17 protein-coding genes are annotated in these 16,046 nt (G+C 65.3%); 6 read left to right on the top strand and 11 right to left on the bottom strand.

Annotation, left to right across the window (positions count from 1 at the left end):
- Positions 1-8: 8 nt before the first annotated feature.
- Positions 9-1,169 (bottom strand): isovaleryl-CoA dehydrogenase, encoded by a 1,161-nt coding sequence (locus BW970_RS00620; RefSeq protein WP_076527698.1) that lies wholly within the window; start codon positions 1,167-1,169, stop codon positions 9-11.
- A 298-nt stretch (positions 1,170-1,467) separates the two neighbouring features.
- Here BW970_RS00620 and BW970_RS00615 point away from each other — a divergent pair, with 298 nt between their 5' ends.
- From BW970_RS00615 to gluQRS, 3 genes are read left to right on the top strand one after another with little or no spacing between them, the layout of a single operon-like run.
- Positions 1,468-1,770: a hypothetical protein gene (locus BW970_RS00615; RefSeq protein ID WP_076527697.1), complete on the top strand. Its 303-nt coding sequence runs from the start codon at positions 1,468-1,470 to the stop codon at positions 1,768-1,770.
- A gap of 36 nt (positions 1,771-1,806) precedes the next feature.
- Entirely contained in the window at positions 1,807-3,147 is a 1,341-nt protein-coding gene (trmFO, locus tag BW970_RS00610; RefSeq protein WP_076529088.1) for a methylenetetrahydrofolate--tRNA-(uracil(54)-C(5))-methyltransferase (FADH(2)-oxidizing) TrmFO, read from the top strand.
- 1 nt (position 3,148) lies between these two features.
- The gene (gene gluQRS / locus BW970_RS00605) at positions 3,149-4,018 is read left to right on the top strand and encodes a tRNA glutamyl-Q(34) synthetase GluQRS (protein ID WP_076527695.1); all 870 of its coding nucleotides are present in this window, start codon (positions 3,149-3,151) and stop codon (positions 4,016-4,018) included.
- A gap of 48 nt (positions 4,019-4,066) precedes the next feature.
- Here the strand turns inward: gluQRS and hisI are convergent, their stop codons facing one another.
- Positions 4,067-4,426: a phosphoribosyl-AMP cyclohydrolase gene (gene hisI, locus BW970_RS00600; protein ID WP_076527693.1), complete on the bottom strand. Its 360-nt coding sequence runs from the start codon at positions 4,424-4,426 to the stop codon at positions 4,067-4,069.
- A gap of 69 nt (positions 4,427-4,495) precedes the next feature.
- On the opposite strand from hisI, the gene BW970_RS00595 reads away from it, so the two are divergent.
- Entirely contained in the window at positions 4,496-4,939 is a 444-nt protein-coding gene (locus BW970_RS00595; protein WP_076529086.1) for an iron-sulfur cluster assembly scaffold protein, read from the top strand.
- Between the two features lie 376 nt (positions 4,940-5,315).
- On the opposite strand, the gene BW970_RS00590 is transcribed toward BW970_RS00595, so the two are convergent.
- The 5 genes from BW970_RS00590 to BW970_RS00570 form a co-directional block, all read right to left on the bottom strand.
- A complete protein-coding gene (locus tag BW970_RS00590; RefSeq protein WP_076527692.1) occupies positions 5,316-5,576 on the bottom strand; it encodes a sulfurtransferase TusA family protein in 261 nt (86 codons plus the stop codon).
- 99 nt (positions 5,577-5,675) lie between these two features.
- Positions 5,676-6,602: an ornithine carbamoyltransferase gene (gene argF, locus BW970_RS00585; RefSeq protein ID WP_076527690.1), complete on the bottom strand. Its 927-nt coding sequence runs from the start codon at positions 6,600-6,602 to the stop codon at positions 5,676-5,678.
- A gap of 151 nt (positions 6,603-6,753) precedes the next feature.
- A complete protein-coding gene (locus tag BW970_RS00580) occupies positions 6,754-8,409 on the bottom strand; it encodes a calcium-binding protein (RefSeq protein WP_076527688.1) in 1,656 nt (551 codons plus the stop codon).
- A gap of 106 nt (positions 8,410-8,515) precedes the next feature.
- Complete coding sequence (locus BW970_RS00575; RefSeq protein WP_076527686.1) at positions 8,516-9,694, bottom strand: aspartate aminotransferase family protein; 1,179 nt, start codon at positions 9,692-9,694, stop codon at positions 8,516-8,518.
- Positions 9,695-9,855: 161 nt separating this feature from the next.
- Positions 9,856-10,998, bottom strand: a complete 1,143-nt coding sequence (locus tag BW970_RS00570; protein WP_076527684.1) for an HPP family protein — start codon at positions 10,996-10,998, stop codon at positions 9,856-9,858.
- A 129-nt stretch (positions 10,999-11,127) separates the two neighbouring features.
- Here BW970_RS00570 and BW970_RS00565 point away from each other — a divergent pair, with 129 nt between their 5' ends.
- A complete protein-coding gene (locus BW970_RS00565; RefSeq protein WP_076527682.1) occupies positions 11,128-11,721 on the top strand; it encodes a GcrA family cell cycle regulator in 594 nt (197 codons plus the stop codon).
- A gap of 43 nt (positions 11,722-11,764) precedes the next feature.
- A complete protein-coding gene (locus BW970_RS00560) occupies positions 11,765-12,364 on the top strand; it encodes a response regulator transcription factor (RefSeq protein WP_076527680.1) in 600 nt (199 codons plus the stop codon).
- 104 nt (positions 12,365-12,468) lie between these two features.
- On the opposite strand, the gene BW970_RS00555 is transcribed toward BW970_RS00560, so the two are convergent.
- Genes BW970_RS00555 through BW970_RS00540 form a run of 4 tightly spaced genes read right to left on the bottom strand, consistent with a single transcriptional unit; the run spans position 12,469 to position 16,044 of the window.
- Positions 12,469-13,230 carry an ABC transporter ATP-binding protein gene (locus BW970_RS00555; protein WP_076527679.1) on the bottom strand — a complete coding sequence of 254 codons (762 nt, stop codon included), beginning with the start codon at positions 13,228-13,230 and terminating at the stop codon, positions 12,469-12,471.
- A 1-nt stretch (position 13,231) separates the two neighbouring features.
- Positions 13,232-14,065, bottom strand: a complete 834-nt coding sequence (locus tag BW970_RS00550; protein ID WP_076527677.1) for an ABC transporter ATP-binding protein — start codon at positions 14,063-14,065, stop codon at positions 13,232-13,234.
- Positions 14,062-14,967, bottom strand: coding sequence for a nickel transporter permease (gene nikC, locus BW970_RS00545; RefSeq protein ID WP_076527675.1), 906 nt, complete (start codon positions 14,965-14,967; stop codon positions 14,062-14,064). Before nikC ends, BW970_RS00550 begins: the two co-directional genes overlap by 4 nt.
- 9 nt (positions 14,968-14,976) lie before the next feature.
- The gene (locus BW970_RS00540) at positions 14,977-16,044 is read right to left on the bottom strand and encodes an ABC transporter permease (protein ID WP_076527673.1); all 1,068 of its coding nucleotides are present in this window, start codon (positions 16,042-16,044) and stop codon (positions 14,977-14,979) included.
- Between the last annotated feature and the right edge of the window lie 2 nt (positions 16,045-16,046).

Genomic DNA, 16,046 nt, shown 5'->3' with positions numbered 1-16,046 from the left:
GCCCTCCGCTATTGGGCGCCCATCAATTCGCGCCCGATCAGCATCCGGCGGATCTCGGAGGTGCCGGCGCCGATTTCCATCAACTTGGCATCGCGGAACAGGCGGCTGACCACGCTGTCATTCAAAAAGCCCGCGCCGCCAAGCGCCTGAACCGCCTGATGCGCCTGCACCATCGCCTGTTCAGAGCAATACAGCACACAGCCCGCCGCATCCTGCCGCGTGACCTGGCCCCGGTCGCAGGCCTTGGCGACCTCGTAAAGATAGGCGCGGGCCGTGTTCAGCCCGACATACATATCGGCGATCTTGCCCTGCATCAGCTGGAAATTCCCGATCGGCTGGCCGAACTGCTGGCGCTCCTTCACATAGGGCATCACCTCGTCCAGACAGGCCGCCATGATGCCCGTGCCGATGCCTGACAGCACGACCCGTTCATAATCCAGCCCCGACATCAGGACGCGCACGCCCTTGCCTTCGGTGCCCAGAACATTCTCGAACGGCACTTCGCAGTTGTCAAAGAACAACTGCGCCGTGTTCGACCCGCGCATTCCCAGCTTGTCGAAATGCTGCGAGGTCGAGAATCCCTTCATCGACTTTTCGACGATAAAGGCGGTCATGCCCTTGGATCCGGCCTCTGGGTCGGTCTTGGCATAGACCACCAGCGTATCGGCATCGGGGCCATTGGTGATCCAGTATTTCGTGCCGTTGAGCACGTAATACCCGTTGCGCTTGTCGGCCTTGAGCTTCATCGACACCACATCCGACCCTGCCGAAGGCTCGGACATGGCCAGCGCGCCGACATGTTCGCCCGAAATCAGGCCGGGCAGATATTTGCGCTTTTGCTCGTCGGTTCCGTTCAGCTTGATCTGGTTCACGCACAGGTTGGAATGCGCGCCATAGGACAGGCTGATGCTGGCGGATGCCCGCGCGATTTCCTCTGTGGCGATGGCGTGGGCCAGATAGCCCATTCCCGCCCCGCCGTACTCCTCGGACACGGTGATGCCCAGCAGGCCCAGATCGCCCATCTCGCGCCACAGATCATGTGGAAAGGTGTTGTCGCGGTCCACCTGTGCGGCGAGGGGCTTTACCCGCTCCTGCGCCCAGCGATGCACGGTCTCGCGCAGTGCGTCGACATCCTCACCCAGATCAAAGCGCATGGATGCGGTGAACATGGGCTCCCCTCCCGTTTATTGAACGAATGTTCATTTCCTACCATCCGATGCAGAGTCGGTCAACGATTCTGTGATCCACTTGCGGCGCGATGACACAGGGCCCCGGCAGATTCGCGCAAACATCCATGCCAGGCAGGCCCCGCCCACTGCATCTTGCGCTCGCCGGTTCGGGCGCCCCTGCCCCTTGGGCGCCGCCGCCCGGCGGCACCGCGATTGAAACTCGGCGCGCCTTCGGGCAGGATGGCAAGGGGCTCAAGCGGGCCGGACGAGCGCCGCGACCAAAGATATGAGGCAGACCATGCGCAAATTCCTTCTCTCCGCAGGCATCCTTCTGGCCAGCGGCACCGCCACCCTTGCCGGACCCATTGAAAACGCCTGCATGTCCAGCCCCCGCGCCAAAGGCGACCGGGCGCTGTGCACCTGCATCCAGCAGGCCGCCGACCGCACCTTGCAACGCAGCGAACAGCGCCGCGCCGCCCGGTTCTTCAAGGATCCCGATCAGGCACAGCAGATCCGCATGTCGAAATCCGACAGCGACAACGAATTCTGGGCCCGCTACCGCGCTTTCGGCGAAATGGCCGAGGCGTTCTGCGCGCGCTGACTTCCCTTTGGCGTGGCGGGGGATTACATCGTCGCCATGACAGAACCCCTTCATATCATCGGCGCCGGCATGGCCGGATCCGAGGCCGCCTGGCAGGCCGTCTCCATGGGCGTGCCCGTTGTGCTGCACGAGATGCGGCCCCATGTCGGCACCTTTGCCCACCGCACCGGCAACTTTGCCGAGATGGTCTGCTCCAATTCGTTCCGGTCGGACGATGACGAACGCAATGCCGTGGGCCTGCTGCATTGGGAAATGCGCGCGGCCGGCGGCATCGTGCTGCAATCGGCCGAACGCCACCGCCTGCCAGCGGGCGGCGCGCTGGCGGTGGACCGCGACCCGTTTTCCGAATGGATCACCGCACAGTTGCGCGCCCATCCGCTGGTCACGGTCTCTGAAACCGAAGTGACAGAGCTACCGGCCGACGGCCACTGGATCGTCGCCACCGGCCCGCTGACATCGGGCGCGCTGGCCGACAGTATCCGGGCCGTGACCGGGGCCGAGTCGCTCGCCTTTTTCGATGCCATCGCCCCCATCGTTTATGCCGACAGCATCGACATGTCGGTCGCCTGGCGCCAGTCGCGCTATGACAAGGGCGAGACCGAGGAAGAGCGCACCGCCTATATCAACTGCCCGATGGACCGCGACCAGTACGAAGCTTTCATCGACGCCATGCTGGCCGCCGAGAAGGCCGAGTTCCACGAAGGCGAGACGGCGGGCTATTTCGATGGCTGCCTGCCGGTCGAGGTGATGGCCGAACGCGGGCGCGAAACGCTGCGCTTTGGCCCGATGAAGCCGGTGGGCCTGACCAACCCGCACCGGCCCGATGTCAAACCCTATGCCGTGGTTCAATTGCGTCGGGACAACGCGCTGGGAACGCTCTACAATATCGTGGGCTTTCAGACCAAGATGAAGTATGGCGCGCAAACCACTGTTTTCAAGATGATTCCCGGCTTGACACAGGCGTCCTTTGCCCGGCTTGGCGGCATCCACCGCAACACGTTCATCAATTCGCCAACGCTGCTGGATGGCCGGATGCGCCTGAAATCGCGGCCCAACATCCGCTTTGCCGGACAGATCACCGGCGTCGAAGGCTATGTCGAAAGCGCCTCGATGGGCCTTCTGGCAGGCCGGATGGCAGCAGCAGAGATCCTGGGCCGCGACCTTGCGCCGCCGCCGCGCGAAACCGCTCTGGGTGCGCTGGTCGCGCATATCACGGGCGATGCCGATGCCAAGACGTTCCAGCCGATGAACGTCAACTTCGGCCTGTTCCCCCCGATCGAGGCCAAGGGCGGGCGCCGCGGGCGCAAGGATCGCTACAAAGCCTATACCGACCGCGCGAAAGAGGCGTTCAACCAATGGCTTGCAGGGCAAAGCTGACGTGAGCTTCACCACCCGGTTTGCCCCTTCGCCCACCGGGCCGCTGCATCTGGGCCACGCCTATTCCGCCCTTCTGGCCCATGACATGGCGCGGGCCAACCACGGCACCTTCCTGCTGCGGATCGAAGATATCGACCCCCAGCGCAGCAAGCCGCAATGGCACGCCCAACTGATCGACGATCTTGCCTGGCTGGGCATCCGCTGGGACGCCGCACCGATGCGGCAGTCGGACCGGATGCCCGCCTACCGCGCCGCGCTCGACCAGCTTTGGGCGCTGGGCCTGCTGTATCCCTGCACCTGCACCCGGCGCGACATCGACCTTGCGCTTGGCGCCCCGCAGGAAGGCGCGCCCCATCATGGCCCCGATGGCCCGGTCTATCCCGGCATCTGCCGCACCCGACCGCGCAGCGGCCCGCGCCCGACCGACCAGCACCTGCGGCTGGACATGGCAGCCGCGCTGTCGGGGATCAGCTCCACCACCTTCCTCGAAACCGGCCCGGACCACGCAGGCACCATCACGCGCACCGCGCAGGACTACGCCGCCCGCATTGGCGACATCGTGCTCGCCCGGCGCGATTTCGGCACCTCGTATCACCTGTCGGTCGTGGTGGATGATGCCGCCCAGAGCATCACCCATGTCACCCGCGGCGCCGATCTGTTCGAGGCGACGGCCATCCACGTCCTGCTGCAACGCCTGCTTGGCCTGCCCCATCCGGTCTATCACCATCACCGACTGATCCGGGACAGTCAGGGCAAGCGCCTGGCCAAACGCGACGATGCCCGCGCCCTTGCGAAATTCCGGGCCGAAGGCGCCACCCCGCAGACAATCCGCCGTATGGTGGGTCTCGATCCGGTGCCCCCGTCGGCCTGATCCGGGTATCCCCGCCAAAGGCATTCGCCCCCGGTATCAGGCGGGCGCTCAGACCATGGGCGCCATGATTTCCACCTCGTCTCCGCCCCGTACAGCGGTATAAAAGCACGAGCGGCGGTTGGTGTGGCAGGCAGGCCCGGCCTGATCGACACGCAACAACAGGCAATCGCGGTCGCAATCCACTCGCAGCTCGATCAGCCGTTGCACATGGCCCGAGGTTTCGCCCTTGGCCCAGAACGCCTGGCGCGACCGCGACCAATAGGTGACTTGCCCGGTCTCCAGCGTAAGCGCCAGCGATCGGGCATTCATCCAGGCCATCATCAGCACCTCGCCCGTCGCATGGTCCTGTGCAATGGCGGGGATCAATCCGTTCACATCGTAGGTCAGGCTGGCAGGATCAAAGGTCATGGCGTCTTTCCTCGCGTGGTCCAGGCGCCTATCTATACCTGCAAGGTCCCGAACGAAAGCACCCCGACCATGAGCGACAGCGACCTGATGAAGCTCTATTCCGCGCGCATCCTGGCGCTGACGGCATCCATTCCGCATCTGGGCCGCCTGCCCGCGCCGCAAGGCAGCGCGCGGCGGCGCTCGCCCCTGTGCGGCTCGACGGTGACGGTGGATGTGACGATGCAGGACGGCCGCGTCGCGCAATTCGCCCAAGACGTCAAGGCCTGCGCCCTGGGTCAGGCCGCCGCGTCGGTCATGGGCGCCGTGCTACCCGGCCGCACACGGGCCGAGGTCGAACAGGCCCGCGACCAGCTTGCCACCATGCTGCAAGGCGGGCCGGTCCCTGATGCGCCTTTCGACGGGTTCGAGGTGCTGATGCCCGCACGCGACTACAAGAACCGCCACGCCTCGATCCAGTTGGCCCTTCAGGCCGCCGCAGAGGCCATCGCCGCCGCCGAAGACCAGCAGCCATAGCCTGCCGCGATGCCGGTGGCGGATCTGTCGCGCCACAGCGGCTGCCACAGAGGCACCCCCTGCCCGACGACCGCTTTGCCCAAGAAAAAACCGCCGCCGCGGGGGTACGCGGCGGCGGCAGTCGTCTCTGTCGGGGACAGGCTCGGACCGGGACAAGGCCCTTGCTGAACAGAGAACAGGCAGGTCAGACAGCAGCGAAATGCAAGGAACCGATCAGCAGGACAAACAACCCGCACACCCCGATTGCATCCTGCGCCAGATGGCGGCGCGATCTGGCGGCGATGGCGAAGAAATCGGAAATCATCGGGGCCTCCTTGCTGATGTTGCCTCATTGTTCTCATTCACACCGCCTTACGTCAAGAACTTTTTAAGAACTTTACGGAACAAATGGGGAATATTCGCCCCGCCGCACCCACCAACGGCTTTCCCCCCCGCTGTCGTCCGAGGTCAGGATCTCATGCCCATTCTCTCGCGCGAAATGCGGCACATCAACCACAGCAGCCGGATCCGTGGCGCGCAGGCACAGGATCTGGCCGGGCAACATGCCAAGCAGCACCTTGCGTGCCCGCAGCACCGGCAGCGGGCACAGCAGGCCACGGGCATCCACGGTCACATGCGCCTCTGGCACCGAAGTCATCTGATGTTGTCCCGTCTTTTCCGGTCTGTCAGTGCCAGGGCAAGCAGGGGCCGGCAGGTGGCAGGTCGTCGCTGGCGCCTGCCGCCTGCCGCCCGCGCATCACAGGCCCAGGCACCACCGCAACACGGCCTTTTGCGCGTGCAGGCGGTTCTCGGCCTCGTCAAACACCACGGAATGCGGGCCATCCATCACGGCGCTGGTTGCTTCGTCATTGCGATGCGCGGGCAGGCAATGCATGAACAACGCATCGGGCTTGGCCCGCGCCATCAGCGCCTCGTTGACCTGATAGGGCCGCAGTTGGTTGTGCCGCCGTTCCTTGGCGCTTTCAGGATCATGCATCGACACCCAGGTATCGGTCACGACCAGATCGGCGCCGTCGACCGCCTTGTGCGGATCGCGCTCGATCGCCACCCGCACGCCTTTTTCGCGGGCAAACCTGACCGCCGCATCCTCGGGGTCCAGCGTGGGCGGCCCGGTGAAGGTGAAATCAAAGCCGAACTGCCCCGCGGCATGAAGGAAACTGGCACAGACATTGTTGCCATCCCCGGACCAGACCACCTTTTTCCCGGCGATGGGGCCGCGATGTTCCTCGTAGGTCATCACATCGGCCATGATCTGGCAGGGGTGGGTGCGGTTGGTCAGCCCGTTGATCACCGGCACGGTGGCGTGCTCAGCCATTTCCTGAAGCGTCGCTTCCTCGAAGGTGCGGATCATGATCAGATCGACATACCGCGACAGCACCCGCGCGGTATCGGCAATCGTCTCGCCATGGCCCAGTTGCATTTCCTTGCCCGACAGCACCATGGTTTCGCCGCCCATCTGGCGCACACCCACGTCAAACGACACCCGCGTCCGCGTCGAGGGTTTCTCGAAGATCAGCGCCACCATGCGCCCGGCCAGCGGCTGATCGGCGTCTCGGGTGCCGCGCGGCAGACCGGCGCGCGCGGTCTTCATGGCGTGGGCCGTATCCATCATGTGCCGCAGGGCCGCAGGGTCGGTGGTGTGCAGATCGAGAAAGTGGTTCATCATTGGACTTTCACAAGAAGGGAGCCGGGCACCTCGTATGCCCGGAACCAGGGATCGTATCGGACCGGCCGCCCGCGTCTGACGGCCGATAGTCTCACCGATCCGCAGAGCGACCACAACACCGGGCTGCGGTCGCCACTATCGGACCGGATCAGAGGTCGATCAGGTCGATCTGTGACCGGATCGCATTTGCAGAATCGATGCCGACAAAGGTGATGGAATTGCCACCCGAGAATGTCAGCATAAGATCGCCATTCAGGTTCAGGCTGCCATAGGTGTCCAGCACCTGCTGGACGGTGGAATTGCCCCAACTGCCCAGGAAAGAGCTTTGAGTCAGTTCCAGCCGGTCATCCTGGCCCTTGCGGAAATCCATCACACTCACGATGCCCGAGCGGATGTCAAAGACAAAGGTATCGGCCCCCTTGCCACCGTAAAGCGTATCCGTTCCGCCTCCGCCGCGCAGCGTGTCATTGCCTGCGCCGCCGTACAGCATATCGTTGCCAGCCTCGCCATTCAGCGCATCGCCATGATCGCCGCCATAGAGGACATCATCGCCGCTGCCGCCGCCCAGCACGTCCTTGCCCTTGCTTCCGCGCAGCGTGTCGTTGCCGGTGCCCCCATACAGAATGTCGGCGCCATCGCCGCCATCCAGCAGGTCGTTGCCCCCGCTGCCCGACAAGGTATCGCTGCCCTTGCCACCGAACAGCCGGTCATCGCCGTTGCTGGCGCGCAGGTCGTCGTTGCCGCCGTCGCCCCGGATCACATTGGTGCCGTTGAACAGGATGACCAGGTCGTCGCCCTTGCCACCAAAGATCTCGCTGCGGCTTCCGGCGGAACCGCCGTAGATCGAATCGTTGCCGTCGCCCCCCCTGGCCACGCCGCTGGCGGTCAGGTACAGCCGGTCATCGCCTGCCTGGCCGTTCAGCGTATCGGTGCCCTGCCCGCTTTGCAGCAGGTCATTGCCCAGGCCGCCGAACAGCTTGTCATTGCCGTCGCCGCCGATCAGGTTGTCATTGCCATCGCCGCCATACAGCCGGTCATCGCCCGCATCCCCGGACAGCGAGTCGTTGCCCGTGCCGCCGAACAGCCGATCGTTGCCCTTGCCACCGTTCAGGGTGTCGTTGCCACTGTCGCCGACAAGCGTGTCATTGCCGCCATCGCCCCAGATCCGGTCGGTCCCGGCGCCGCCAAGGATCGAATCCTTGCCCTTGCCGCCATAGATCTCGTCATTGCCAGCCTCGCCCGACACGGTGTCGTCGCCGTCACGGGCACGGATGGTATCGTCACCGCCGGTCCCCTCCAGCCGGTCCGCGCCATCGGTGCCGCGGATCACCCCGTCAGGGTCGACCGGCGCCTCGCCAAAGACCGGGTTCAATGCCGACAGCGTGGCCAGCGTCCAGCTTTCGAACAGGGTCTTGGCCGTTGGCCCCTGGACATCGTTGAACCAGATATTGGCGATCAGCGCATGACCAGAGCCGGTCTCGTTCGGGATCTCGACCCGCACGGCCGTCAGCCGGACATTTGCCGCCTGCGCCAGCCAGGCATCGACCTTCGGCAGATCGAACATGTCGGTCACGCGCAACGGCGCCGGAAATGCCCCGACCATCGAGACGCGCACGCCATTGGACGCATTCACCCCGATCAGGACGGGCATCCCGTCTTCGACCGGGCCGCCGACAACCGCCGGAGCGACGCCACCAACAAGGCTGAACGTGCCTTGCGGGAAAATCAGCCCCGAGCCGACGAGGGTGTTCAATTCTCTGGGCCCGCTTGCCTCGAAGCGGACCATGTTCATCGTGACAGGCATTCCAACCTCCCCTTGATACAAATCCGCGCCAAGCTATCACGCACAGCGGGCGCGGCTCTCCCCCTCGAACCGGGGAGGGGAGCGGGCACCCGCGGGGGTTCCGGGCTCAGCCTGCCGGGCGGGCAGACTGCGCGGCCACATCCAGCCGGGCAACCGCCTCGGCAATATCGGCATCTTCGATATTCAGGGGCGGCAACAGGCGGATGACATTGTCCGCGCCGGGGACGGTCAGCACCTGGGCGGCATAGCCGGCCTTGACCACATCCACATTGGGAACCTTGCATTTCAGGCCCAGCATCAGCCCCTGGCCCCGGACCTCTTCGAACACGTCGGGATGGCTGGCGACCAGCCCCTCCAACCCCTGCCGGAACAGCGATGCCTTGCGGTTCACCTCGGCGAGGAATGCCGGCTCTGCCACGATCTCCATCACCTTGCAGCCCACGGCACAGGCCAGCGGGTTGCCCCCATAGGTGGACCCATGGCTGCCCGCGACCATGCCCGCCGCCGCCGTTTCCGTGGCCAGCAGGGCGCCCAGCGGGAAGCCGCCGCCAATGCCCTTGGCCACCATCATGATGTCAGGGGTGACACCGGCCCATTCATGGGCGAACAGCTTGCCGGTGCGCCCCATGCCGCATTGCACCTCGTCAAAGATCAGCAGCGCGCCATGGGCATCGCAGACCGCCCGCATGTCGCGCAGCATCTGGTCCGGCACCTGCCGGATGCCGCCTTCGCCTTGCAGCGGTTCCACGATGACAGCGGCCACATCGGGGCCCATCGCGCCGCGCAGGGCCGCCATGTCGCCAAACGGCAGATGGACGAAACCAGGCATCAGATCGCCAAAGCCCTTGGTCATCTTGTCGCCGCCCGCCATCGCAATGGCGCCGGTGGACCGGCCATGGAATGCCCCTTCAAAGGCGATGATCTTCTGCCGTTCGGGATGACCCGCCGCCGAATGGAACTTGCGCGCCATCTTGATCGCCAGCTCCGCCGCCTCGGTCCCCGAGTTGGTGAAAAAGACCGTATCGGCGAACGTGTGCTCGACCAGCAGATCCGCCAGGCGCTGCTGGTTCGGAATTTCGTACAGGTTCGAGGTGTGCCACAGCTTGCCCGCCTGATCGGTCAGCGCCTTGACCAGTTCGGGGTTGGCATGGCCAAGCGCGTTCACCGCGATACCGGCACCAAGGTCAAGGAAACGCTCGCCCCCCGTGGTGACAAGCCATGCGCCGATGCCATGATCAAAGGCCATGGGGGCGCGGGAATAGGTCGGCAGGACAGAAGCGATCATGTGGATATCCCTGAAGTCAGGCCCAAGTCGTGCCAAGGGCACTGCGGGCTGTCAACGTTGCAAAGGCGGGGAACAGGCCCGATGTCCGGGCAGGCGCGACCAAGGCGCCGGAACGCATCAGCGTCGGCGTCGGGGCAGTTGGAACTGGAAAGCCGCGTTGGTCATGGTTCGGCGATACCCGATGGCGACCGCGGCTGCAAGGGCGAAGTCGCGCCAGGACGATGGGCCAGGATGTCGATCAGATCGGCGCGGCTCAGCATCGCCACGAACCGCCCGTCGCCATCCGTCAGCGGAACCGAGCGCCAGCCCCCCTCGGCCAGGACCGACAACGCCTTGCGCAATGGCGCATCGGCACTCAGGCTGACCGGGTGGGCGGTCATGCTGTCGGCCACCACGGCCTCTGTCCGGGCCGGATCGGCACGCAGCAGGTCGCTTTGCGACACGATGCCGACAAGCTGCCCGGCCGCATCTGTCACCGGCAAGGCATAGGCGCGCTGTGCCAGCATCCGCGTGCGCGCCTCGGCCAGGGGCGTGTCCGGCGCCAGCGGTGCAGGTGGCGGTCCGGCAACATCCGAACAGACCAACCCTTCGGTGCATTGGTCGGCAAACCGCATTTCATCCGTCGCGGCCAGAAGCCGGGCAAAATCGGCCACCCCGATGTTGGCAGACAGCCGCAACCGCGCCAGAATCATCGCCAGATCCGACGCGCTGAAGCGTTGCGCGGCGCGCGGCGTCTCGTTCATCTGGCGATAGGGGTAGACCCGCCCGGTGGCCCGGTGCCAGACCATGCCGAATGCCAGAAGCAAGATCCCTTCGCTGATCACCGGCATCAGCGCAAAGCGCAGGCCCAGGTCGGTGGCGATCTCCGGCTCCAGCACCGGCAACAGCGAAATCGCCCCGGCAGGCGGATGCAGCGCCCGCGCCAGATACATGAAGGCCACCGCCCCCCCCAGCGCCAATGCCGCCGCAAGCAGTGGCCATGGCACCCAATGCGCCGCCAGCACACCAAGAACCGCCGCCCCGCCATTCCCGACCAGCAAGGGCCAGGGCTGCGCCATCGGACTGTTGGGCACGCCGACGACCAGCAGCGCCGAGGCCCCGAACGGCGCGATCAGCGCGAGTCCGCTCATCACAGGCATCTGCACCGCCGCCACAAACGCCCCCGCGAGCAAGACCGCCAGCGCCGTACCTGCCGAGACACGCATCAGCGCCACGCGATCCAGTTGCCCTGGCGGCGGGCGAAACGCCTGGATCAGGCGGTGCAGGCCGCGGGACAGGGAAAATCGGGGCGACGAACGTGACATGAGGGTGTTGTGGCACCGCCTTGCGCCCTGGGCAAGGCAGCTGGTGCTTGAACTTGCCCGCGCGACCTTGTATCCCGTGCCTTTGCCGCTAGAATGCGGCACCATCAGCCGGATTTGAGAGGGTTGCCGATGACCTGGACCGACGAGCGGGTCGAGACGCTCAAACGCATGTGGAGCGAGGGCCAGTCGGCCAGCCAGATCGCCAAGGAACTGGGCGGTGTGACGCGCAACGCGGTGATCGGCAAGGTCCACCGCCTGGGTCTGTCCAATCGTGTGGCCGGCACCAGTGCCGAAACCGAGGCAGAGCCCGAAGTGGTGGCCCCGCCCGACCCCGAACCCCGGCGCGAGCCGCCCGAGCCTGTGCATGCGGCAGCACCGCCGCACGAGCCCGAACCCGTGCGGGCAGCCGCGGCAGCCCCGGCGCCCGTTGTGCCGATCACGCGCAAGGCGATCATTCCGGCAGGCCAGCCCTTGCCGCCCCAACCCGCGCTGAACGAGATCAGCCCCGAGGCGCTGGCCTCGGTGCGCGAGGTTGAAAAGCGTGCGCGCAAGATCACCCTGATGGAATTGACCGAGCGGACCTGCAAATGGCCCATCGGCGATCCGGCGACGGATGATTTCTGGTTCTGCGGCCTGCCGTCGCAACCGGGAAAACCCTATTGCGAGGCGCATGTCGGCGTCGCGTTCCAACCCATGAGTGCACGGCGCGACCGTCGCCGCTGATCGGACTTTCTGCCCGCATCGCCCTGTCCCCGGAGTGACCGCGATGCGGGTACTGTTTGCCGACGATCACGAATTGCTGCGCGATACGCTCGCGCTTTTCCTGCACTCCGCAGGCATACGCACCGACACGGCGGCCGATCTGGACGGCGCGATGGCCCGGATCGACGCGGCAGGGCCTTTCGATCTTGTGCTGCTGGATCTGGCCATGCCGGGCATGAACGGGCTGGCTGGCCTGCGCCATATGCTGGAGGCCAATGGCGGCCGCCCGGTCGCCTTGATCTCGGGCAGCGTGCGCCGCGAAACCGTTGACCAGGCCAAAGCCCTTGGCGCCGCGGGATTTCTGGAAAAAACCCTGTCGCCAGAGGATTTCACCGCCGCAATCCGCGCCATGGCAAGCGGCGCCGCCTGCCCGCAGGAACGGTCGGAACAGTCCCGGCCAGCCACTGGCGAACGCCCGCTGACGCGGCGCGAATTGCAGGTGCTCGAAGGGTTCTGCCATGGGCTGTCCAACCGGGAGATCGCGGCAAAGCTCGACATCAGCGAACCTACGGTCAAACTTCACGCCCGCACCCTGTGCCGCAAGCTTGGCGCGGCCAATCGCACGCAGGCGGCCATGGTCGCCCGTGAGACCGGATTGTTCTGACCGCTTGCACCTGCCCCGGATGCAGTCAGGGGCGGGCGTTGCCCCCCGCCGCCAACCGGCATTGCCGGTCGGCGCCCCGCAAGATATCGGGATCAGGGCGAAGATCAGGCCGTGTCGAGCAAACGGTCGGCGCTGGCCTCGAACAGGGTGCGGGCATAGTCGGTCTGCATCCGCGCCGCTGCCAGATCTGCGCGGGCCAGTTCCTCGACCGCGCGGCCATGCTGCATGACCAGAACCCGGTCGCACATGTGGTCGATCACCGCCAGATCATGGCTGACCATCAGGAAGGTCAGCCCGCGTTCGGCCCGCAACCGATTGAGCAGATTCAGCGTTTCCGCCTGAACAGAGGCATCGAGCGCCGAGGTCGGTTCGTCCAGCAGCAGGATTTCCGGTTGCAGCATCAGCGCCCGCGCAATCGCCACCCGTTGCCGCTGGCCACCCGAGAGCTGATGCGGGTAGCGGAAGCGGAACTTCGGGTCCAGCGCCACGTCCTTCAGTGCCTGCACCACCCGGCGGTCGGTATCGCCAACACCATGAATTGCCAAAGGCTCTGCAAGAGTGCTGTCGATGGTATGGCGCGGATGCAGGCTGGAATAGGGATCCTGGAACACCATCTGGACACGGGCGGAAAACCCCTTGCCACGCGGGGTTTTCAACGGCTCGCCGCCGATGCGGATCGAACCGCCCGAAATGGGCGCAAGGCCGCAAATCGCCCGCAGGATGGTGGATTTGCCAGAGCCGGATTCGCCCACCAACCCATAGCTTTCCCTGGCATCGACCTTGAGCGAGACCTCTTGCACCGCCTTGACGATGCGGTCCCCTGCGTCGAAGTGCACGGAGAGATTGTCGATTTCGATCAATGCCATTCTACATCTCCGCCCATGCACCGCTACGATCAAGCGAGGGCAGCGGTTCGCGCGCACCCCCGATACGTGGCAGGCAGTTCAGCAGGCCCTGGGTATAGGGATGTTTCGCCGCCATCAGATTGCCCGCCTCGATTTCCTCGACCACGCGGCCCTTGTACATCACCAGAACCCGGTCGCAGAACCGCGCCACCAGCCGCAGATCGTGGGAAATGAAGATCAGCCCCATGCCACGGGTTTTCACCAGGTCGTCGAGGATCTTCAGCACCTCGGCCTGAACGGTCACATCCAACGCCGATGTGGGTTCATCCGCGATCAGCAGATCGGGGTTCGGGATCAGCATCATGGCAATCATCACGCGCTGGCCCATGCCGCCCGAAAGCTCGTGCGGCCAGGCCTCCATGACGCGCTCCGGGTCGCGGATCTGGACGGCCTCCAGCGCCTCGATGGCCTTCTTGCGCGCCTCGGCGGCCCCGATCCGGTCGCGCAGGCGCAAACCCTCGGTCAGTTGGCGGCCGATCTTCATCACGGGGTTCAGCGAATATTTCGGATCCTGCATCACCATGGCAATGCGGGGCCCGCGCAAGGACCGCATCTTGCGCTCTGATGCCCGGATCAGGTCGATGCCGTCAAAGGTCATCTCGTCGGCCTCGATCCGCCCCGGCGGGCGGATCAGGCGCAGGACGGACCGCCCCGTCATGGTCTTGCCCGAGCCGGATTCGCCCACGATGCCCAGCCGCTCGCGGCCCAGATCGAAGCTGACCCCGCGCACCGCCTCGACCCGGCCGGATTCGGTATCGAAGGTGACGCGCAGGTTCTTGACGGACAGCAGGCTCATTTCCCGGCACTCCTTGGGTCCAGCACGTCGCGCAGGCCATCGCCCAGCAGGTTGAAGCCGAGCGAGACGATAAAGATCGCAAGACCCGGCATGGTGGCGACCCACCATTGTTCGAACAGGAACTTGCGGCCCGAGGAAATCATCATGCCCCATTCGGCCATCGGCGGTTGCGCCCCAAGGCCCAGAAAGCCCAGGCCCGCAGCGGTCAGGATGACCCCCGCCATGTCCAGCGTCACCCGGATGATCACCGACGACAGGCACATCGGCATCACATGGCCCAGGATGATCCGCACCGGCCCCGCGCCTTGCAACTGCACCGCAGCGATATAGTCCGAGTTGCGCACGGTCAGCGTTTCCGCCCGCGCCACCCGCGCATAGGGCGGCCAGGACGTAAGCGCGATGGCCAGGACCGCATTCTCGATCCCCGGTCCCAGCACGGCAACCAGCGCCAGGGCCAGGATCAGCTTGGGAAAGGCCAGGAAAATATCGGTGATCCGCATCAGCACCTGATCGACCCAGCCGCCGGCATATCCGGCGACGGTGCCAATCAACATGCCAAAGACTGGCGCGGTCACCGCCACCAGCACGACAATATAGAGCGTGACGCGCGAACCCCAGACGATGCGCGAAAAGATGTCGCGCCCGAATTCGTCAGTGCCCATCAGATGGCCGCCCGTCATCGGCGGCTTCAGCCGTTCGGCCAGATTCTGGGTGATCGGATCATAGGGCGCCACCCAGGGCGCGAATGCCGCCATCAGCAGCAGCAGCACGACGATCGTTGCGCCCAGCATGGCCATCGGGTTGCGGCGGAACCGCAGCCAGCCCAGCCAGAGCTGCCCCAGCCGCGCCTGGGCACGCGAAGACGGCGACGGGTCGCGCAGCCATTCGGTCAATGTGGTCATGGCGCCCTCTTACTTCGCACGCGGATCGACGAGCCGGTACAGCACATCGGAGAACATGTTGAGCCCGACAAACACCAGCCCGACCACGACCGTGCCACCCAGCACCGCAGGCATGTCGGCAGAGAACAGGGCATTGGTGATGTAAAGGCCAAGACCGGGCCAGGCAAAGACCGTCTCGGTCAGGACCGACCCTTCCAGCAGGTTGGCATAGGACAGGGCGATCACCGTGATCAGCGGGACCATCACGTTCTTCAACGCATGGACCCAGACCACGCGCCATTCGGGCATTCCCTTGACGCGCGCCGTGGTGATGTATTCCTGACTGAGTTCATTCATCATGAAGCTGCGCGTCATGCGGCTGATATAGGCCATGGAGTAATAGCCCAGCACACCGGCCGGCAGGATGATATGGCTGACCGCGTTGCGGAACATCTCCCACTGTCCGGCCAGCGCGGTGTCGATCAGGATCATGCCTGTGACCCGCCGCACCTCGAGTTCGAACATCATTTCGTGCACGGCATCCAGCCGGCCCGGCCCGCCGACCCAGCCCAACATGCCATAGAACAGCAGCAGCCCCATCAGGCCCAGCCAGAACACCGGCATGGAATAGCCCATCAGCCCGATCAACCGCACAAGCTGATCAATCCAGCTGCCAGGGCGTGTCGCAGCCAGCACCCCGGCCGGAATGCCCGCCAGGATACCAAAGATGGTTGCGATGGTCGCAAGTTCGAGCGTGGCGGGAAAGACGCGGGCGATATCTTCGGCCACCGGGCGCCGCGTCAGCAGCGACTGGCCCAGATCGCCCTGAAGCGCGTTCCAGACATAGATCCCGAACTGCTGCCACATCGGCTTGTCGAGACCCAGCGCCTCGCGCGCGGCCTCGTATTGCGCCTGGCTGGCGCGTTCGCCGATCACCGCAAGCACGGGGTCGATGGGCACCACACGCCCGATGATGAAAGTAACCAGCAACAGCCCGAGAAACGTTGCAAAAAGCGCCAGAACAACACTGGCTACCCTTTTGAAACGACGGGCGATCTGGGACGGCGGGCGGGGGGAGGAGATGTCGGGTGCGGTCATGC

The sequence above is a fragment of the Gemmobacter megaterium genome, assembly GCF_900156815.1.
Taxonomy (GTDB): Bacteria; Pseudomonadota; Alphaproteobacteria; order Rhodobacterales; family Rhodobacteraceae; genus Wagnerdoeblera; species Wagnerdoeblera megaterium.
This window is presented reverse-complemented; position numbering and strand designations above follow the sequence as displayed.